13 protein-coding genes and 1 riboswitch are annotated in these 19387 nt (G+C 71.6%); of the genes, 6 read left to right on the top strand and 7 right to left on the bottom strand.

Annotation, left to right across the window (positions count from 1 at the left end):
- Positions 1 to 126: 126 nt before the first annotated feature.
- Entirely contained in the window at positions 127 to 1209 is a 1083-nt protein-coding gene (locus tag AQJ27_RS13280; protein WP_067366876.1) for a C40 family peptidase, read from the bottom strand.
- 411 nt (positions 1210 to 1620) lie between these two features.
- Here AQJ27_RS13280 and AQJ27_RS13275 point away from each other — a divergent pair, with 411 nt between their 5' ends.
- On the top strand, positions 1621 to 1974 hold the full coding sequence (locus tag AQJ27_RS13275) for a hypothetical protein (RefSeq protein WP_060901458.1): 354 nt from the start codon (positions 1621 to 1623) through the stop codon (positions 1972 to 1974).
- Positions 1975 to 2080: 106 nt separating this feature from the next.
- Here the strand turns inward: AQJ27_RS13275 and AQJ27_RS13270 are convergent, their stop codons facing one another.
- Both AQJ27_RS13270 and AQJ27_RS13265 read right to left on the bottom strand, forming a co-directional pair.
- Complete coding sequence (locus tag AQJ27_RS13270; protein ID WP_067366873.1) at positions 2081 to 3055, bottom strand: tellurite resistance/C4-dicarboxylate transporter family protein; 975 nt, start codon at positions 3053 to 3055, stop codon at positions 2081 to 2083.
- A 95-nt stretch (positions 3056 to 3150) separates the two neighbouring features.
- Complete coding sequence (locus tag AQJ27_RS13265) at positions 3151 to 4329, bottom strand: C40 family peptidase (protein ID WP_067366870.1); 1179 nt, start codon at positions 4327 to 4329, stop codon at positions 3151 to 3153.
- 7 nt (positions 4330 to 4336) lie between these two features.
- Positions 4337 to 4509, bottom strand: a riboswitch (cyclic di-AMP (ydaO/yuaA leader).
- A 327-nt stretch (positions 4510 to 4836) separates the two neighbouring features.
- Between AQJ27_RS13265 and pcrA the strand changes: the two genes are divergently transcribed.
- Positions 4837 to 7395, top strand: coding sequence for a DNA helicase PcrA (gene pcrA / locus AQJ27_RS13260; protein ID WP_067366867.1), 2559 nt, complete (start codon positions 4837 to 4839; stop codon positions 7393 to 7395).
- Between the two features lie 202 nt (positions 7396 to 7597).
- Here pcrA and AQJ27_RS13255 read toward each other — a convergent pair whose 3' ends face one another.
- Together AQJ27_RS13255 and AQJ27_RS13250 are read right to left on the bottom strand one after the other, a co-directional pair.
- Complete coding sequence (locus AQJ27_RS13255; protein WP_067366864.1) at positions 7598 to 9151, bottom strand: M23 family metallopeptidase; 1554 nt, start codon at positions 9149 to 9151, stop codon at positions 7598 to 7600.
- 198 nt (positions 9152 to 9349) lie between these two features.
- Positions 9350 to 10222 carry an esterase/lipase family protein gene (locus AQJ27_RS13250; RefSeq protein ID WP_067366862.1) on the bottom strand — a complete coding sequence of 291 codons (873 nt, stop codon included), beginning with the start codon at positions 10220 to 10222 and terminating at the stop codon, positions 9350 to 9352.
- 455 nt (positions 10223 to 10677) lie between these two features.
- Between AQJ27_RS13250 and icmB the strand changes: the two genes are divergently transcribed.
- Entirely contained in the window at positions 10678 to 11094 is a 417-nt protein-coding gene (gene icmB / locus AQJ27_RS13245; RefSeq protein ID WP_067366859.1) for a coenzyme B12-dependent isobutyryl CoA mutase small subunit, read from the top strand.
- A gap of 101 nt (positions 11095 to 11195) precedes the next feature.
- On the opposite strand, the gene AQJ27_RS13240 is transcribed toward icmB, so the two are convergent.
- Both AQJ27_RS13240 and AQJ27_RS13230 read right to left on the bottom strand, forming a co-directional pair.
- Complete coding sequence (locus tag AQJ27_RS13240) at positions 11196 to 12827, bottom strand: DUF5691 domain-containing protein (RefSeq protein WP_067366855.1); 1632 nt, start codon at positions 12825 to 12827, stop codon at positions 11196 to 11198.
- Between the two features lie 217 nt (positions 12828 to 13044).
- Positions 13045 to 14400 (bottom strand): SWIM zinc finger family protein, encoded by a 1356-nt coding sequence (locus AQJ27_RS13230; protein ID WP_067366849.1) that lies wholly within the window; start codon positions 14398 to 14400, stop codon positions 13045 to 13047.
- Positions 14401 to 14533: 133 nt separating this feature from the next.
- Here AQJ27_RS13230 and AQJ27_RS13225 point away from each other — a divergent pair, with 133 nt between their 5' ends.
- From AQJ27_RS13225 to AQJ27_RS13215, 3 genes are read left to right on the top strand one after another with little or no spacing between them, the layout of a single operon-like run.
- Positions 14534 to 15700 carry an ATP-binding protein gene (locus AQJ27_RS13225; RefSeq protein ID WP_079064951.1) on the top strand — a complete coding sequence of 389 codons (1167 nt, stop codon included), beginning with the start codon at positions 14534 to 14536 and terminating at the stop codon, positions 15698 to 15700.
- Positions 15697 to 18093 carry a DUF5682 family protein gene (locus tag AQJ27_RS13220; protein WP_067366843.1) on the top strand — a complete coding sequence of 799 codons (2397 nt, stop codon included), beginning with the start codon at positions 15697 to 15699 and terminating at the stop codon, positions 18091 to 18093. The genes AQJ27_RS13225 and AQJ27_RS13220 overlap by 4 nt, the downstream gene beginning before the upstream one ends.
- Entirely contained in the window at positions 18090 to 19334 is a 1245-nt protein-coding gene (locus AQJ27_RS13215) for a VWA domain-containing protein (protein WP_201264336.1), read from the top strand. Before AQJ27_RS13220 ends, AQJ27_RS13215 begins: the two co-directional genes overlap by 4 nt.
- Positions 19335 to 19387: the final 53 nt, after the last annotated feature.

Here is a 19387-nt window from a genome sequence, read left to right as displayed (position 1 = left end):
GGACGACGGAGCGACGACGGAACGACGACAGGACGACGGAGCGATGACGACGGAAACAGAGTCCGCGCCGACGCTACCGTGATCCACTTCTCCGTCCGCACCACACCGCGGTCGCCCCCGCGTCTTTCACGCCACTCGGGTGGCTCCCGCGAACGGCATCTCGTCGACCGGCGCCAGCCGCACGGGCGCCGACGGGTTCGGGGCGTGGATCATCTGGCCGTTTCCCACGTAGATGCCCACATGGCTGATTCCCGAGTAGAAGAACACCAGGTCACCGGGGCGGAGTTCGGACCGTGAGACCCGGCGCCCCGCGTTGATCTGCGCGTACGTCGTGCGTGGCAGCGAGATGCCCGCGGCGCGGTACGCGGCCTGGGCCAGGCCCGAGCAGTCGAAGGCGTCGGGTCCGGTGGCGCCCCAGACGTAGGGGCTGCCGAGCTTCCCGTAGGCGTAGGCGACGGCCTCCGCCGCACGGGAGTTGGGTGCCGCGACGGAGCCGGGCGACGACACCGGGCCGAGGTCCCGCGCGGCGGAGCGCGAGGCGCGCTGCCCGGCGCTTCCCGTACCCCCGGCCGCTCCCAGGTCCCCCAGCTGCGCGCGCTGCTCGTCGGTGAGCCGCGACAGCAGCTGCCGCGCCGTGTCCAGCTTCCCGGTGATCGCCTTCTTGGCCCGCTTCAGCTCCGCCTGACGCGACTTGAGCGAGGCCAGCTCGACATGCGCGGCCCCGCGCAGCTGCTCGATCTCCCGCAGCTGCTTGCGTACCCGAGCCACGGCCTCCGCCTGCCGGTCGCCGGCCCGCTCGGCGAACGCGGCCCCTTCCAGGTACTGGTCGGGGTCGTCGGAGAGAGCGAGTTGCAGCGCGGGGTCCAGGCCGCCGCTGCGGTACTGCGCGGCGGCGATCGAACCCAGTGCGTCCCGCGCCGTGTTGAGCCGGTCCTCCTTGCGTGCCGCCTCGTCGCGCAGCGCGTTCAGCCGCTGCTCGGCCTTGTCGGCCTTGTCCTTCGCGCCGTCGTACTTCTGGGTGGCGACCTCCGCCTCCTCGTACAACTTGTCCACCTTGGCCTTCACCTGTGCCGGCGACAGCTGCGGGTCCGCGTGCCCCGTCCCGTCGAAGCCCGTCGCCGTGGCCGCGCCCGCGAGGGCGATGGTCACGGCTGTGCGGGCCGTGTTTCCGCCGAGCGAGCGCTGTCTGGGCTTTCGGTGCGCTGCCACGAGGGCCCACATCCTTCCCGGGGACTTGCCTACGACCGCCGGGGACGAGCGCGGTCAGCGGGGACACGTCCGGCGGCGGCCCACACAGGGGGAGCGGGCCGCCGCCGGACCTTTCTCGGCGGTGGTGTCCGGCTGCCGCCCCTGGCCCGGGCGGCGGTGGGGAGCCGGTCACCTGGTGGAGGACGCTAAACCTGAGAGTGATGTCCCGGTAACGCCAAGTACGGAAGTGGCGCCACTGGATCGCGGGGTGACCGAATGCGACCGTGATCCCGGCCCGGCGCCGTCGACTTCACGCGGTGTGATGACCGATGGGGCGGTTCCGGGACAATCGGTGGTTCCCAGGTGGTACGGGTCTACAGGGGGTGGGCCGGTGACAAGAGGGGTCGGGGTCGCCGATTAGGCTCCGGCTCCATGGACGTACTCATCCATCTCTTCGTCGGCCTGCACATCATCGGCATCGCCTCGCTCCTCGGCGGTTTCCTCACCCAGATGAAGGCGATGGGCCAGGGCACCGCCCGGTTCGTCCCCGCCATGCTGCACGGCGCGCTGACCATGCTGGTCACGGGCGTCGCCCTCGTCGGCCTCAACCAGGCCGACGACCACTCGGTCAACACCATCAAGATCGGCGTGAAGCTCGCCCTGCTGATCGTGATCCTCGGACTCGTCTATGTGAAGCGGGACGACGAGAAGGTGGACAAGGGCCTGTTCGGGCTCGTAGGGCTGCTCACGACCGCGAACATCTTCATCGCGGTGCTCTGGACCTGATGGCCCCCCGAAGGCCCCCACGTACGGCTACGGCGCTTCCGGACACCTGACGATCACGGCGGCATCCGGACACCTGACCGCTACGGCTCCCGCGGAGGCCCGACCGCTACGGCTCCTGTGGGCGCCTGACCGCTACGGCCACCACCGCCAGCCACGCCGCGACCGAGATCCACAGCAGCACCTGCCCGAGCCCCTTGAGCCAGCCGACGCCGATGGCGGCCGCGACCGACAGCGCCGCCACCGCCGTCATCCCCAGCGGGAACACGGTCGCCCAGCGCAGCACGTCGTAGCGCGGTCGGGGCCACAGGGCCTCCGCCACGGCCAGTACGCAGTACGAGCCGAGGACGAGCACGAGCAGCGCCTCCGTCACCCAGCGCAGCACGCCGTTGTCGTCGTTGTTCCACAGGTAGATGTTCGCCTGGTACGCGAGGATCAGCTTCGACCCCGCCAGCGCCGAGATCGCGAGCGCGCCGCCCGCGACCCACTGGTCCCCGGCGCCCGTGGCGACCTCGCGGTAGTCGAAGTAGAACAGCGCCGTCGCGTAGAGCACGAGCCCCAGCCAGAACAGCACCAGGGCGGTGTGCGCGAGCCAGTCCGTGTGCGTCGCGGGGGCGAGCGTCGCACCCAGCACCGCGAGCCCCTGCGTGGCCACACAGCCGAGGAACACCGCTCCGGGCATACGGGGCCGCCATTGCCGTACGACCAGGAGGAGCAGCCCCGGCCAGAGCGCCGCCGACAGGGCGAGCAGGGCCTCGGCCGGCACCTCCCACCCCAGTGTGACCAGCCGCGTGCCGAGCACGGTGGTCGCCGCGACCGCGGTGAGCGCGCTCGGTGTACCGGCCTCCGTCAGCCACCGCTCCCGCTCCCGCAGCAGCCGTACGACGAAGGCCGCGGCGAGCCCGAGCCAGCCGATGGCCGCCAGGGCCAGCACGATCCGGGACAGGATCTCGTAGCCGGTCTGCTCCAGCCCGATCGAGATGATGCCGGTGGCCAGGATCGCGGCTCCGGCGCCCGGCGGATTCCGCGCCCACCAGGTGCGCAGGCCGGTCCACCGGGTGCCGGGCGGGGAGATGGCTGACATGGGCCCGATGCTAAGGACCTTCGAGCGGGTTGGCGGCGGGCCACGCGCGCGTGGAGCCCGATGAGCCCCACGCGCGCGTGCCGGGCGCCGGGGCGTTAGGCCGGACGCACCACGCTGTGGATGATCGACTCGCCGCCGTAGAAGATCGACTCCTCGCGGACGTACGCGCCCGGCTTGGGGGCGTGGATCATCATGCCGTTGCCGATGTAGAGGCCGACGTGGCTGATGTCGTCGTAGAAGAAGACGAGGTCACCGGGCTTGATGTCGGCGAGCGAGACGGTCGTGCCCGCCTTCACCTGGTCGTAGGTGGTGCGCGGGAGGGCGACGCCGGCGGCCTTCCAGGCGGCCTGGGTGAGGCCGGAGCAGTCGTAGGAGCCGGGCCCGGTCGCGCCCCAGACGTACGGCTTGCCGATCTGGGTGCGGGCGAAGGCGAGGGCCTTGTCGGCCTTCGCGGTGTACGAGGAGTCGGTGGCCGAACTCCCGGAGGTGCCGGTGGAGCCAGTGGTTCCGGAAGTGCCGGAACCCGTCTGCTGCTGGGCGGCCGCCTCCTGGGCCTTCTTCTCCGCCGCGGCCTGCTGCTGGGCCAGCTCCGCCGCCTTGCGGTCGGCCGCTTCCCGCTTCTTCTTCTCGATCGCCGCGAGCCGCGCCTTCTCCTCGGCGGTCAGCTTCGACAGCAGCGAGCGGGCCTCGGCGAGCTTGCGCTGGACGTCGGCCTTGGACGTCCTCAGCGCGCTCTGCGCCGTGGTGAGCGTCTGCAGGCTCTCGGAGGCCTCCGCACGCTTCTTGGTGGTGGCGGCCTGCTCGGTGACGTAGTCGTCGACGGCCGCCTTCTGGCGGGTGGTCAGACGGTTCATCAGCTGGGTCTGGTCGAAGTAGTCCTGCGGATTGTCGGCCAGCAGGAGGCTCGCGGTGTCGGGGGCGGCGGCGCCGGTGCGGTACTGCGCCGCGGCGAACGAACCCAGTTCCTCGCGCGCGGTGTTGAGCTTCTCGGTGCGCTGGGCCACGTCGTCGAGGAGGGAGTCGACGCGCTTGCGCTGCTGGGCGGTCTTCTCCCTGGTCGCGTTGTACTTCTCGGTCGCCGTCTCGGCCTGGTGGTAGAGGTCGTCGACCTTCTTCTCGACTTCTTCGATGCTCGGCTTGGAGTCGGCCGAGGGCGCGGCGTTCGCCGTCTGGGAGAGCAGGGCCACGGAGGTGAGGGCCGCCGTGGCGAGGGCGGGAGTCCGTATACCCGCTATGCGCGTACCCGTAGGACTCCACTTGCGATGCGACGCCAAGGTGGCGACTCCTTCCGTCATCCGCCTACCGAGTTAGCTGTCGGGTTCGGGCGGGTGCTTCCGGAAGGTTTGCCCTACGGCCCCTGCCCCACTGGGCGGTTGGACCGATTCACCCCAAGTTCGGTTGGGTCCCCGGCTCCGGCTGCCACGCGGGCGCACCGGACTCGGCGGAGGCCGCACGGCCCGGCGGTGTTCGCCGGTTGGGTCGAGCGGCCTGCCCGGCACGCTAGCCAACTCATAAGTGTTCTGTGAAGTTTGATGTGCGATATGCCCGATACATTTTCGTGACCTTGATCCTGAAGGCCATTGATCGGGACTGACCGTGGCTGACCGTAATGAAACGATCCTGAACGGTTACGGCGTCCGCGGTGGAAAAAGTGATGGAAAGAGTGACGGAAAGCGATCATGCGCGGTCACGGAAAAGGATCATGCGTGGTCGCGGAAAAACCGGTCGGGTTTCCGGGGTGGCCGCGGGTTGTCAGTGGGGCCGCCTAGACTCGGAGAGCGATGAGCAGCCTCTTTGATGACAGCTTTCTGGCGGACCTCCAGCCTTCCGGGGCCCACGAGGAAGAGCCCCCGCCGCCACCCGAGGACGGGGTGGCGGAGCCGCTTCCGGACGACCTGTTCGGCGGCCGCTTCGACGTGCCCGCGAGCCGGGACGCCTACTACCGCGACGGCGCGCACCGCCCCGCCGTGGACCCGGCGGCCCTGCTGGACGGGCTGAACGAGAACCAGCGTGCGGCCGTGGTGCACTCCGGCTCCCCGCTGCTCATCGTGGCCGGCGCGGGCTCCGGCAAGACCCGGGTGCTCACCCACCGCATCGCCCATCTGCTGGGCGAGCGCCATGTCCACCCCGGCCAGATCCTCGCGATCACCTTCACGAACAAGGCCGCGGGCGAGATGAAGGAGCGCGTCGAGCAGCTCGTCGGGCCGCGCGCGAACGCGATGTGGGTGATGACCTTCCACAGCGCGTGTGTGCGGATCCTGCGCCGCGAGAGCAAGAAGCTCGGCTTCACCTCCTCGTTCTCGATCTACGACGCCGCCGACAGCAAGCGCCTGATGGCGCTCGTCTGCCGTGATCTGGATCTCGATCCCAAGCGCTTCCCGCCCAAGTCCTTCAGCGCCAAGATCTCGAACCTGAAGAACGAGCTGATCGACGAGGAGGACTTCGCCGCCCAGGCCGCCGACGGCTTCGAGAAGACCCTCGCCCAGGCCTACGCGATGTACCAGTCGCGGCTGCGCGAGGCCAACGCGCTCGACTTCGACGACCTGATCATGACCACGGTCAACCTGCTGCGCGCCTTCCCGGACGTCGCCGAGCACTACCGCCGCCGCTTCCGCCACGTCCTGGTCGATGAGTACCAGGACACGAACCACGCGCAGTACGCCCTGGTCAGGGAGCTCGTTGGCCCGGCCGCCGGTGACCGGCCCGAGGACGTGACGCCCATCGAGGGCGAGCTCGGGCCCGCCGAGCTGTGCGTCGTGGGTGACGCCGACCAGTCGATCTACGCCTTCCGCGGGGCGACCATCCGCAACATCCTCCAGTTCGAGGAGGACTACCCGGACGCGACGACGATCCTGCTGGAGCAGAACTACCGCTCCACCCAGACGATCCTGACCGCCGCGAACGCGGTCATCGAGCGCAACGAGTCCCGCCGCCCCAAGAACCTGTGGACCAACGCGGGCGCCGGTTCGAACATCACCGGCTATGTCGCCGACACCGAGCACGACGAGGCCCAGTTCGTCGCCGACGAGATAGACCGTCTCACCGACGCGGGCGACGCCAGGGCGGGCGACGTCGCCGTCTTCTACCGGACGAACGCCCAGTCCCGTGTCTTCGAAGAGGTGTTCATCCGCGTCGGCCTGCCCTACAAGGTCGTCGGCGGCGTCCGCTTCTACGAGCGCAAGGAGGTCCGGGACGTCCTCGCGTACCTCAGGGTCCTGGCCAACCCCGAGGACTCGGTCCCGCTGCGCCGCATTCTGAACGTTCCCAAGCGCGGCATCGGTGAGCGCGCCGAGGCCATGATCGACGCGCTCTCGCAGCGCGAGAAGATCAGCTTCTCGCAGGCGCTGCGCCGCGTCGACGAGGCGTACGGGATGGCGGCGCGGTCGACGAACGCCGTGAAGCGGTTCAACACGCTCATGGAGGACCTCCGTACGATCGTCGAGTCCGGCGCCGGCCCGGCGACCGTCCTGGAGGCGGTCCTCGAGCGCACCGGCTACCTCGCCGAGCTGCAGGCCTCGACCGACCCGCAGGACGAGACCCGGATCGAGAACCTTCAGGAGCTCGCCGCCGTGGCCCTGGAGTTCGAGCAGGAGACCGGCGAGAGCGAGGGCGAGGGCGAGGGCGAAGGCACGGGGGCGGCTGCGGGTACAGCGGCTGCTGGTGCTGGTGCTGGTGCGGCGGCCGGTGGGCTCTCCGCGTTCCTGGAGCGTGTCGCGCTCGTCGCCGACTCCGACCAGATCCCGGACGAGGAGGACGGCAACGGCGTCATCACGCTGATGACCCTCCACACCGCCAAGGGCCTGGAGTTCCCGGTCGTCTTCCTCACCGGCATGGAGGACGGCGTCTTCCCGCACATGCGCGCGCTGGGGCAGGTCAAGGAGCTGGAGGAGGAGCGGCGCCTCGCGTACGTCGGCATCACGCGCGCGCGGGAGCGGCTGTACCTCACTCGTTCGTCCATGCGCAGCGCCTGGGGCCAGCCCTCGTACAACCCGCCGTCCCGCTTCCTGGAGGAGATCCCGGAGACGCACCTGGAGTGGAAGCGCACCGGCGCGACCGCTCCCATGCCCTCGGGGCCCGCCTCCGGTGTGGCCGCCTCGCTGTCGTCCTCGCGTTCGCGGTCCGCGGCGTCCGGTGCCTCCGGCTTCGCGACGCGCCGCGGGATCTCCGAGAAGCCGGTGGTCTCGCTCGCGGTCGGTGACCGGGTCACCCACGACCAGTTCGGCCTGGGCACCGTGGTCGGAGTGAAGGGGACGGGCGCGAACGCGGAGGCGACGGTCGACTTCGGCGAGGCGAAGCCGAAGCGGTTGCTGCTGCGGTACGCGCCGGTGGAGAAGCTGTAGTTCGCTCCACGGGGCGGTAGCTCGGAGCCCGGCGACGGCGTTCGGTCACGTCGTCGGGTGAGGGGCCGCTGGGTTGCGTAGGGCCCTGGGCCTCTGGGTCGCGTGGGGTCCGAGGTCCCGTGGGTTACGTGGGGTCCGAGGTCCCGTGGGTTACGTCGAGCCTGAGGTCCCGTGGGTCACGTCGAGCCCGAGGCCCCGTGGGTTACGTCGGGTCCAGGCCGTGGCTGCGCAGCCACGGCAGTGGGTCGATCGCCGAGCCGCCCGCGGGGCGGACCTCGAAGTGCAGGTGCGGACCGGTCGAGTTGCCGGAGTTCCCGGAGAACGCGATCTGCTCTCCGGCCTTCACGACCGTCCCCGACGGCACCTTGTAGCTGGAGAGGTGGCAGTACCAGGTCTCCGTGCCGTCCATCGCGGTGACGATCGCCATGTTCCCGTACGCGCTGTTCCACTGCGTCCGTACGGTGCCGTCGGTCGCGGCCATCACCGGCGTGCCGTACGACACCGGGAAGTCGATGCCCGTGTGCACGGACATCCAGTTGATGCCGGCCTGGCCGAAGTAGGCGCTGAGGCCCTTCTGCGTGACCGGGAGCACGAACTTCGGCCGCAGCCGCTCCTTGCGAGCCGCCTCCGCCACCGCCTTCTGCTTCTCGGCGGCCTGCTGAGCCTTGAGGTCGATACGTTCCTGCGTCCGGCTGGCACGGTCGGCGAAGTCGTCCGCGCCCGCGGAGAGGCTCTGGAGCTGGGTGTCCAGTTTGTTGTTGGCGGCCGACGGCTTCACCGCGGTCCCGTCGGACGCGCTGAGGGTCGTGTTGTCCTTGCTGTCGTTACCGCCGATGGTGCCCACGGAGGCGGCGGCGATCCCCGCGACCCCCATCACACAGGCCGAGGGCACCGCGACGGTCAGCAAGGCGGAACGCTTCGCCGGGCTGCGCCGCCGGGAACGGGACGCGGACCGGTTCGCGGCACGGGGGGCCGGAATGACCTCTTCCATGTCCTCCAGCAGCGGCGCGTCCTGCGCGTCACCGGCGTCCTCGAACTCGTCCTCCGCGGCGTCGGATTCCTCGTACGACACCTGCTCGAAGGTCGCGGTCGCCTGCTGGTCGAAGGGCCGGTCGTCCACGTCGGACTCGGACACCGGCTGATGCTCGTAGGCCTCGGCGGCGAGCTGCTGCTCGTACGACTCGGCCTGCTGGTGCTGCTCGTACCCCTCGTACGGGTCGTGCTCGCCCGCGGTGTTCCACTGCGTGGCGTCGTACGCGCCCGTCTCCTGGGTGTGCGCGGTCCACTGCTGGGTCTGGCCGGTCTGTTCGGCCTGGAGCCAGGCGGCCGCGTCCCACTGGCCGGTGCCCTCGGGGCCCGGGTGCTGGGCGGGGATGTCGGCGAGCTGCTGGTATCCGCTCGCCCAGGCGGTCGTGTCGTAGGCACCCGTGTCGTACGCGGCCTGGTGCTGTGCGGCGTACGGGTCGTAGTGCGGCATCTGGTGGCTGCCGGTGCCCCACTGCGTGGCGTCGTACGAACCCGTGCCGTCGCCGCCCGACATGTCGCCGAAGAGAGGGTCGGCCGCGAAGGTCGAGGTCTCGAAACCCGTGGTCTCGAAACTTCCGGTCGCGTAGGTACCGGTGGCGGCGTAGCCGTCGTACGAGGTGAGGTCGCCGTACTGGGCTTCCTGGCCACCGTACGACGCATAGGGCGCCGCGGCGGCATCGGAGGCCGGAGCCGGGGGCGTTACGGTCCCCGACGGGTGACGGTCGTTCACCAACTTCTCTTTCGCCTCGACAACAGGGGCTGGCAGAGCAGTGCGGCGACTGTACCCGGCGGTACGCGGGCGCGACAATCTTCGGCAGGTTTCCTCCACTCGGGAAAGGGGCATTCGGCCGTGTTTCGGGGGAGGGCGGGCACGGCTTTGGCCTGGCGTTCGATTGCCGTTCGATGTTGAGGGCGTTCTGCGGAGGCGTTATGCCACTGTCAGACCCCCGGTTTCGGCGGCGGGTGCGGCGGCGGGGCGGGCCCGCGTCTCCTCGAAGTCGAGTGCCTGTCGTATCCCGGCGGCGACCGCGGGGTGGACCGGCAGGGCGAGATGTCCGATTCCGCTCACTTGGACGCTCTGTGCGAGCAGGTCCGGGTGATCGATGGAGGCGGTCTCCAGCGGGTCCATCAGATGGTCGAGGTCGCTCCAGAAGCTCACGAACTGCGTACGGCAGTCGGGTGCGGGCTTGCGCAGCTCCTCGATCACTTCGGAACCAGGGCGCATCTGACGGACGATCGGGTGCGCGTTCATCAGCGGAATGACCTTCGTGCCCGCGTGCGGCGTGCCGAGCGTGACCAGGGTGCGGACGCGCAGGTCTCCGCCGAGGCGCTGGACGTAGTAGCGGGCTATGAGTCCGCCGAGGCTGTGGCCCACTATGTCCACCTGATCGCGCCCGGTGCGCTCGCAGATGTCCTCTATGTGCCGCCCGAGCAGTTCCGCGGCGGCACGGATGTCGTTCGTCAGCGGCGAGTAGTTGAGCGACTCGATGTGCTGCCTGCCGTGCTGGGCGAGGTTGCGACGCAACAGCACGAAGACCGAACGGTTGTCGATGAAGCCGTGCAGCAGCACGACCGGCGGCTTGGTCCCGGTGGGCAGCCGGGGCGCGTCGGGCGGGGGGAGCGCGGGGGTGCCGCGGCGCTCCTGGGTGATGCCGGACGGATAGAGGAGGAGGTGCCCGGCGAGGATGGCGATCTCCAGGGCCGTCGCCTTCAACAGGGCCACCGAGAGCCCGGTCAGTCGGCTGGGCAGCAGGCGCTGGCGGAGAGGGAGAAAGGGCAACTCGGCCCCGGTGACCTTCATGGCCGACCTCCAGTCGGCACGCAGCGGGACCGCTCTGTCCCCCGTGTGCCCTCGTGGAAAGCCGTGGTGGTGGTGCCGGTGGCGATGGCGTGGGCGGTCGCCGACGGTGCGTCCGTGGCCTGTGGTGCGCCGGTGACGCGACGGGATTCCCCTCCGTCGTGCTCCCGCCGGTGCGCCGCACCGCCGTCGCTCCTCCGTGATGCGACGGTGGTGCTGCCACCTGCTGGCGGCTCTCCTTGCGCATGCTCCGGCAACGGCCCGCGCGTCGCAGATCCCTGCGGCGCGTGTGCCGCAGTGAAGCGGAGCGGTGCGCGGCGAATGTGTCCCACCGTGTGATTTCCCCCTCGGTCTTCAGCGGGAAACTGCGGTTTGCACGGATCTGACGATAACGTTCGTTCACTTCCCCTGCCGGTGCGGCGCGGGGCGGTCGATGAAGTCCGTTCATGGAGGCAGTGATGGGTGTGGCAGCCGGTCCGATCCGCGTGGTGGTGGCCAAGCCGGGGCTCGACGGCCACGATCGCGGGGCCAAGGTGATCGCGCGGGCGCTGCGCGACGCCGGTATGGAGGTCATCTACACCGGGCTCCACCAGACCCCGGAGCAGATCGTCGACACCGCGATCCAGGAGGACGCCGACGCGATCGGCCTCTCGATCCTCTCCGGCGCCCACAACACGCTGTTCGCCGCGGTCATCGATCTCCTCAAGGAGCGCGACGCGGAGGACATCAAGGTCTTCGGCGGCGGGATCATTCCCGAGGCGGACATCGCGCCGCTCAAGGAGAAGGGTGTCGCCGAGATCTTCACGCCGGGCGCGACGACCGCGTCGATCGTGGAGTGGGTCCGGGCGAACGTACGCCAGCCGGCGGGCGCGTAGCACCCCTTCGGCGGGGGTGCGGTCCCCGTCGCTCGTGGGGCGGCCGCGGGTGGGTGGGGGCTGGTCGCGCCGTTCCCCGCGCCCCTCAAGGGGCGCTCCTGTCAGCGTGGTTGCGCACCGTCCAGCTCCGAGGTCATCGCCGCGCGCAGACGCAGTGTCGTGACGAGGCGCTGGAAGGCCTCCGCCCAGTAGCCACCGGCACCGGGCGCCGCGTTCTCCGGCTCGTCGGCGACCGCCGTGAGTCCCTCCAGCCGCCCCGCCTCCGCCGGATCCAGGCACCGCTCGGCCAGCCCCATCACCCCACTGAAGCTCCATGGATAACTCCCCGCGTCCCGCGCGATATTGAGCGCGTCGACCACCGCCCGTCCCAGGGGCCCCGCCCACGGCACCGCGCAGACCCCGAGCAGCTGGAACGCCTCGGACAGCCCGTGGGTGGCGATGAACCCCGCCACCCACTCGGCCCGCTCGGCGGAGCCCAACGTGGCGAGCAGTTTCGACCGCTCCGCCAGCGACACCGCTCCCGGCCCGCCGGCCTCCGGAGCCGACGGCGCGCCGAGGAGAGCCCGGGACCAGCCCGGGTCCCGCTGCCGTACCGCCGCCCGGCACCACGCCGCGTGCAGCTCGCTCTGCCAGTCGTCCGACACCGGAAGCGCCACGATCTCCTCCGGCGTACGTCCGCCGAGCCGTCGCGACCACGTCCCGAGCGGCGCTGCTTCGACCAACTGGCCCAGCCACCACGACCGTTCCCCTCGTCCCGCCGGAGCTTTCGGTACAACACCGTCGCGCTCCATGCTCGCGTCGCACTCGTGCGGCGCCTCGACGACGATCGAGGGTGTGCCGCGCGTCCGGTCGACGGCCACGCATGAGCCGGCCCGCGCCGCCATCCGCGCGGCGAGCGCCGAACCGGGCAGCGCGGACAGCAGTTCCGCCGCCGTGGCCCGGACGTTGCGGCTCCGGTCGGCGAGCGCCCGCTCCAGGAACGGTTCGTCCGCCGCGCACAGTCCGGAGCGCAAGGAGTCGAGGAACATCAGCCGGTCCTCGGCCCGCTCGGTCGCCCAGGTGGTGGCGAGCAGCTCGCGCGCGGCCCCGGGGTCCTGGGCCCGTATCGATGTGAGCAGTGCGACCCGCTCGGCGAAGAGACCCTCCTGCCAGAGCTGTTGCGCGCGCCCGGGGTCCTCCGGGCCGGGCAGCGCGGTGCCGCCGCCGGGCAGCGACCGCAGGGCGAAGCGCCAGTCCGGGTTCAGCCGGGCGAGCCACAGGGCGCGCGGCCCGGCGAAGGCCAGGGCCGCAGGCCGCAGGTCCGTACGGCCCCGGGCCGCGTCGAGGAGCGCGGGCAGTGATTCCGGGGGCGGCGCGAAACCCCGCGCGTTCGCCAGCGCGAGCCACTGCGGCAACAGCTCCATGAGGTCGGGCGCGGTGCCCCGGCGGCCGCCGCCTCCCGTGCCGGGCCGGTCCGCCAGCAGCGTCGTGAGCCGGCGGGCCGCGGCGGGCGGGAGGCCGGGTCGTGGGTCGGGCGCGGCGGGCTCGGGACGGGCGGCCGCCCGTGCGGCCCGCACCCCGGCCCGCCGCCGCAGGGTTTCCACGGCGGCCGCGTCCAGCAGGGCCACCGGCGCCTCGCGCCCGGCGGCCCAGGCCGGAGGCGGGCGCCGCTCGGTCCCGAGCAGGGCCATCGTGACGAGCTCCTCCCAGGAACCTCCGACGGGCGCGCCCGCGGAAGCGGGAGTCGTGTTCATGAGCGTCCTTTCCGTGGGGAGGCGGTGCTGAGAACGGAAGTGGTGATGCGGGAGACGGAGGTCGTGCTGGTCGTGCGGGTGGTGCGGGCGGTGCGGGCGGTGCTGATGGTGCTCGTGGTCTGAGCGCTGCCGGTGGTGCCGGTGGTTTCGGTGGTGCCGGTGGTGCCGGTGGTTTCGGTGGTGCGGGTAGTGCTGGTGGTGCGGGTCGTACCGGTGGTCAGCACAGGGACACTGGCTCCCCGGCGCCCTCCGGCCAGGCCGTCAGGGGAGTGAAGCCGCGGTGGCCGCACTCTCCGAAGACCGTGACGGGGGCGCCGCCGGAGAGGGCGGCGAGGCGCCACAGTCCGGGCCGGGAGAGAAGGGAAGAGGCGATCGGGAGGGCGCAGTCGCCGTCGGCGTCCGCCAGTTGCCAGGTGTCGCCGTCGGGAGTGGGTATCACCCGGGCCAGCGTGACCGGGTGGGAGTCGAGCCAGGGGTCGGACCGCAGGGCTTCGCCGAAGCGGGCCGCCGCCTGGGAGGCGGTCAGCCCCGGTGGACGCGTCCGGGCGGGGGCGGGCGGCGTGAACCGCTCGCCCAGGGCCGCTCGGAGCTGTCCGGCGCCCGGATACGCGGACACCTCCGCCTCGAAGGCCAGCCCCACCGGCAGCGTCAGCTCCGGCGCGCGGCCGCCGGCCCCATAGGAGAGAAGCAGCGCGGTGCGGTCGGTCTCCGCGCCGTAGAGCCAGATCCTGCGGGTCGTGAGCCTGGTGTCCGCCGTGTCGTACTGGGCGAGGACCAGCCAGCGGTCCCGCACCGATGGCCCGTCCGCCGAACCGGGCAGCCCGACCCGCGAGCGAACCGTCGCGGCCAGGTCGTCCGGCAGCCGCTCACGGCGCAGCCAGCCCTGGTCGAGGAGATGGAGCAACGCGCACTCCTCCAGCAGCCGCACCGGCCAGCCCGGTCCGGAGGAGGGAATCGCCCCCAATTCCCTGACCCGCGCGGCCAGTCCGGGCGCCTGCGCGTCGACCATGCGGGCCGCCGTCTCCTCCCACATCCCGTACCCCGCCTGCTCGGCCGACGCGAGGCCACCCCGCAGCAGGTCCGCCAACCGCTGCTCCAGCTCCGCCGCCCCCGCGGTGATCCGCTCGGCCCGCCGCTGCGCCCTGCGCCGCGCCGCCTCCGGATCGCCCGGTGACGCCGTCCCAGATGCCCCGCCCGTCGTCCCCTTCTCCTCCGCTCGCTCTCGTCTCCCCTCCATCCACTGCTCCGCCCAGTCCGGCGCCGGCCCCCGCGGCACCGAACCGTCCTCGCCCGCCCAGAGCAGCAGCAGTCCCAGCGCGTGCTTGCACGGGAACTTCCGGCTCGGGCAACTGCACTTGTACGCGGGCCCGGTGGAGTCCGCGCTGTCGATGACCGTCTGATAAGGCCTGCTGCCGCTTCCCCTGCACAGTCCCCATACCGTCCCCTCGTCAGAACTGCCTGCCTCGGACCACGGCCCGGCAGCGCCGAGCTTGCTGCCGGCCGTACGTGACGCGGCATCAGGCGCCAGTGCCAGCACCTGATCCGCCGTCCAGCGCACCCCCTGCTGAGTCATGTCATCGAAGGTAGGTCCCGCCACTGACAATCGACCTTCGCGAGCATATTTGCGCAGGTCAGAGCCCATTGTCAGTGGCGTGGTGCACGGTGGAACCAGATCCGAACCGGCCGAGCTGGAGGGGGAGCGAGCCATGTCTGTGCCCGTTGCGTCCGTTGAACCGACGACCGTCCGTCCGCCCGTGAGCGAGGGCCTGGGCGAAGGCGTGAGCGAGGGCGCGGGCGAGGCGCTGCGACCACATGCCGAGCACGCCTTCGCCGCCGAACTCGCCGCGCTGGCCGCGCAGGACGACCGGCCGCGGCCCGCCCGCTGGCGGCTGTCGCCATGGGCGGTGGCGACCTATCTGCTGGGCGGCACGCTGCCGGACGGCACGGTGATCACACCGAAGTACGTGGGACCGCGCCGCATCGTCGAGGTCGCCGTCACCACGCTCGCCACCGACCGCGCCCTGCTCCTGCTCGGCGTGCCCGGCACCGCGAAGACCTGGGTGTCCGAGCACCTGGCCGCGGCGGTCAGCGGCGACTCGACCCTGCTGGTGCAGGGCACGGCTGGCACTCCGGAGGAGGCGATCCGGTACGGCTGGAACTACGCGCAGCTGCTGGCCCACGGCCCCAGCCGGGACGCCCTCGTGCCGAGCCCGGTCATGCGTGCCATGGCCGAGGGCATGACGGCCCGGGTCGAGGAGCTGACCCGCATTCCGGCGGACGTGCAGGACACGCTGATCACGATCCTGTCGGAAAAGGTCCTGCCGATACCGGAGTTGGGCCAGGAGGTGCAGGCCGTCCGCGGCTTCAACGTGATCGCCACCGCCAACGACCGCGACCGCGGGGTGAACGAGCTGTCCAGCGCCCTGCGTCGCCGCTTCAACACGGTGGTGCTGCCCCTGCCGGAGAGCGCGGACGCGGAGGTCGACATCGTCTCGCGGCGTGTCGACCAGATCGGCCGCTCCCTCGACCTGCCCGCGGTGCCCGAGGGCATCGACGAGATCCGCCGTGTCGTCACCGTCTTCCGCGAGCTGCGCGACGGGGTCACGGCCGACGGGCGGACAAAGCTGAAGTCGCCCAGCGGCACGCTGTCCACCGCGGAGGCGATCTCGGTCGTCACGGGCGGCCTGGCCCTCGCCGCCCACTTCGGCGACGGTGTCCTGCGCGCGTCCGACGTGGCGGCCGGCATCCTCGGCGCCGTCGTCCGCGATCCGGCCGCCGACCGGGTCATCTGGCAGGAGTACCTGGAGGCGGTCGTCCGCGAGCGGGACGGCTGGAAGGACTTCTACCGGGCCTGCCGGGAGGTGAGCGCATGACGACCTTCACGCCGGGGCCGTTGCTGCTGGGGGTGCGGCATCACGGCCCGGGGTCGGCCCGCGCCGTGCGGGCCGCGCTGGAGGCGGCGACGCCCGAGGTTGTCCTGATCGAGGGACCCCCGGAGGCGGACGCGCTCATCCCGCTCGCCGCCGAGAAGGACATGCGTCCGCCCGTCGCACTCCTCGCCCATGTCGTGAACGAGCCCGGCCGCTCCGCCTTCTGGCCGCTCGCCGAGTTCTCCCCCGAGTGGGTGGCGATCCGGTGGGCCCTGGAGCACGGAGTCCCGGCTCGCTTCATCGACCTTCCGGCGACCCACACGCTGGCGTGGGGGAACGAAGAGAAGAAGGAGACGGCGGAGGAGGAGAAAGGGCAGGAGGAGAAGGGGTCAGAGAGGAAGGGGGAAAGGGGGGAGAAGGAGGCCGGTGCGTCCGACCGTTCCGTCGACGCGGACGTGCGGATCGACCCCCTCGCCGTACTCGCGGAGACGGCCGGTTACGACGATCCCGAGCGCTGGTGGGAGGACGTGGTCGAGCACCGGGGCGGGGCCGGGATCGGGGCCGATCCGTTCGCGCCGTTCACCGCGCTGGAGGAGGCGATGGGGGCACTGCGCGAGGCCTACGGGGTCGGGGGACACGACAGGGACCTGGTGCGCGAGGCGTACATGCGGCTCCAGATGCGGTCGGCGCAGCGGGAGTTCGGGGACGAGGTGGCCGTGGTGTGCGGGGCCTGGCACGTGCCTGCGCTGCGGCAGAAGACGACCGTGGCCGCCGATCGGGCGCTGCTCAAGGGGCTTCCCAAGGCCAAGGCCGACATGACGTGGGTGCCGTGGACCCACCGGAGGCTGTCGCGGGTCAGCGGGTACGGCGCGGGCATCGACTCGCCGGGTTGGTACGGGCATCTGTTCGCCGCCCCGGACCGTCCCGTCGAGCGCTGGATGACGAAGGTGGCGAGGCTGCTGCGCGACGAGGACCGGATGGTGTCGTCGGCGCACGTCATCGAGGCGGTACGGCTGGCCGACACCCTCGCCGCGATGCGCGGTCGCCCACTGCCCGGGCTGACCGAGACCACCGACGCCGTACGGGCCGTGATGTGCGAGGGCTCGGACGTGCCACTGGGGCTCGTGCACGACCGGCTCGTGGTCGGCGATGTGCTGGGCGAGGTGCCTCGGTCCGCTCCCGCGGTGCCGTTGCAGCGCGACCTGGCGCGTGCGCAGAAGCGGCTGCGACTGAAACCCGAGCCGATGGAGCGGGAGTTGGAGCTGGACCTGCGGGGGGAGACCGACGCCGGGCGGAGCAGACTCCTGCACCGGCTGCGGCTGCTCGGTATCGCGTGGGGCGAGCCCACCGCCTCGCGCGGCAGCACCGGGACCTTCCGGGAGACCTGGCGGCTGCGCTGGGAGCCGGAGCTGTCCGTGCGGGTCGCCGAGGCCGGGGTCTGGGGCACGACGGTGCTGTCGGCGGCGACCGGCAAGGCCGAGGCGGACGCCGTCGCCGCGCACGCACTGGCCGACGTCACGGCACTGGCCGAGCGCTGTCTGCTCGCCGAACTCCCGGACGCGCTGCCCGTGGTGATGCGGGTTCTCGCCGACCGGGCGGCGCTGGACGCGGATGTCGGCCACCTCGCCCAGGCCCTGCCCGCGCTGGTCCGCTCCCTGCGGTACGGCGATGTGCGCGGCACGGACACACATGCCCTCACGGACGTCGCCGTGGGCCTGGCCGAGCGGATCTTCGTCGGGCTCCCACCTGCCTGTGCGGCCATCGACGCCGAGGCCGCCGAGCACATGCGACGTCATGTGGACGCGGTGCACGGCGCGGTGGGGCTGTTGGGGGAGCCGGGCGCGGCGGCCTCCGGCGGCATACGCGAGCGCTGGCACTCCGTACTCCGGGTGCTGGCCGGGCGGGACACCGTGCCGGGGGTGATCCGTGGGCGGTCGGTACGACTCCTGCTGGACGACGGGGAGTTGGGCGAGGACGAGGCCGCGCGGCTCATGGGTCTCGTGCTGTCGCCGGGTACGGAACCGGGGGACGCGGCCGCGTGGATCGAGGGGTTCGTCGGCGGTGGCTCCGGGGGCGGGATGCTGCTCGTGCACGACGAGCGGCTGCTCGGTCTGGTGGACGCGTGGCTGACCGGGGTGCCGGCGGAGGCGTTCACCGATGTGCTGCCGCTGCTGCGGCGCACCTTCTCGGCATACGAGGCAGGGGTGCGCAGAACGCTGGGCGAGCTGGTCCGGCGCGGCCCGGGGGCGCGGGGGAGCGCCGAGGCCGCCGCCTCCGGCATACCCGGGTTCGCGCCCGACCTCGACCCCGGGCGCGCCGACGCGGTCCTGCCGGTGCTGAGCCTGCTGCTGGGGCTGGACGAGACCTACGACGACTTTGCGGGGGTGGCCCGATGACAGCGGCACCTGTGGAAGCGACCGGATCGACCGGATCGACCGGATCGGCCGGATCGGCCGGACCGACAGGATCGAACGGTCCGACCGGACCCACCGACGTCGCCGGCGAGCGGTTGCGGCGGTGGCGGCTCGTGCTGGGCGGTGACGACGCGGACGGCACCGGATGCGTCCTCGCGGGGCAGGACGCGGCGATGGACGGGGCGCTCACCGCGTTGTACGGGAAGGACGGCAAGGGGCGGTCCGGGCGGGACCGTTCGGCGGGGCTGGGGGCGTCGGCGCCGTCGGTTGCGCGCTGGCTCGGGGACATCCGGACGTACTTCCCCTCGTCCGTCGTGCAGGTCATGCAGCGGGACGCCATCGACCGGCTCGGACTGTCCACCCTCCTGCTGGAGCCCGAGATGCTGGAGGCGGTCGAGGCCGATGTGCACCTGGTCGGCACGCTGCTCTCCCTCAACAAGGCCATGCCGGAGACGACGAAGGAAACGGCGCGGGCCGTCGTGCGCAAGGTCGTCGAGGATCTCGAGAAGCGGCTCGCGAGCCGCACGCGGGCGACTCTCACCGGCGCCCTCGACCGCAGTACGCGCATCAGCAGACCCCGTCACCACGACATCGACTGGAACCGCACGATCGCGGCGAACCTGAAGCACTACCTGCCCGAGTACCGCACGATCGTGCCCGAACGGCTGATCGGCTACGGGCGTGCCTCGCAGTCCGTGAAGAAGGAGGTCGTCCTCTGCATCGACCAGTCGGGATCCATGGCGGCGTCCGTCGTCTACGCCTCCGTGTTCGGCGCCGTCCTCGCGTCGATGCGGTCCATCGCCACCCGGCTCGTCGTCTTCGACACGGCCGTCGTCGATCTGACCGACCAGCTCGACGACCCAGTCGATGTTCTCTTCGGCACCCAGTTGGGCGGCGGTACGGACATCAACAGGGCGCTGGCGTACTGCCAGTCGCAGATCACCCGGCCCGCCGACACGGTGGTCGTGCTCATCAGTGACCTCTACGAAGGGGGTATACGCGACGAGATGCTCAAGCGGGTCGCGGCGATGAAGGCGTCGGGGGTGCAGTTCGTGACGTTGCTGGCGCTGTCCGACGAAGGGGCGCCCGCGTACGACCGTGAGCACGCGGCGGCGCTCGCGGCGCTGGGCGCACCGGCGTTCGCCTGTACGCCCGACCTGTTTCCCGAGGTGATGGCGGCGGCGATCGAGAAGCGGCCGCTCCCGATACCGGACACCGCCTGAGGAGACGTGCCATCAGTGATGACGGCGACAGGGGGCTTGCGCGACCTCAGGAG

This window comes from Streptomyces olivochromogenes (assembly GCF_001514115.1).
Classification (GTDB): Bacteria; Actinomycetota; Actinomycetes; order Streptomycetales; family Streptomycetaceae; genus Streptomyces; species Streptomyces olivochromogenes.
The sequence above is the reverse complement of the archived record's forward strand: the minus strand, read 5'-3'. Positions and strand labels throughout refer to the sequence as shown.

Coding starts and splice junctions, on each gene's coding strand:
- AQJ27_RS13225 (WP_079064951.1), top strand. CDS start 14,534: ATGTCTGTGCCCGTTGCGTCCGTTGAACCGACGACCGTCCGTCCGCCC.
- pcrA (WP_067366867.1), top strand. CDS start 4,837: ATGAGCAGCCTCTTTGATGACAGCTTTCTGGCGGACCTCCAGCCTTCC.
- AQJ27_RS13270 (WP_067366873.1), bottom strand. CDS start 3,055: ATGTCAGCCATCTCCCCGCCCGGCACCCGGTGGACCGGCCTGCGCACC.
- AQJ27_RS13220 (WP_067366843.1), top strand. CDS start 15,697: ATGACGACCTTCACGCCGGGGCCGTTGCTGCTGGGGGTGCGGCATCAC.
- AQJ27_RS13250 (WP_067366862.1), bottom strand. CDS start 10,222: ATGAAGGTCACCGGGGCCGAGTTGCCCTTTCTCCCTCTCCGCCAGCGC.
- icmB (WP_067366859.1), top strand. CDS start 10,678: ATGGGTGTGGCAGCCGGTCCGATCCGCGTGGTGGTGGCCAAGCCGGGG.
- AQJ27_RS13230 (WP_067366849.1), bottom strand. CDS start 14,400: ATGACTCAGCAGGGGGTGCGCTGGACGGCGGATCAGGTGCTGGCACTG.
- AQJ27_RS13240 (WP_067366855.1), bottom strand. CDS start 12,827: ATGAACACGACTCCCGCTTCCGCGGGCGCGCCCGTCGGAGGTTCCTGG.
- AQJ27_RS13275 (WP_060901458.1), top strand. CDS start 1,621: ATGGACGTACTCATCCATCTCTTCGTCGGCCTGCACATCATCGGCATC.
- AQJ27_RS13215 (WP_201264336.1), top strand. CDS start 18,090: ATGACAGCGGCACCTGTGGAAGCGACCGGATCGACCGGATCGACCGGA.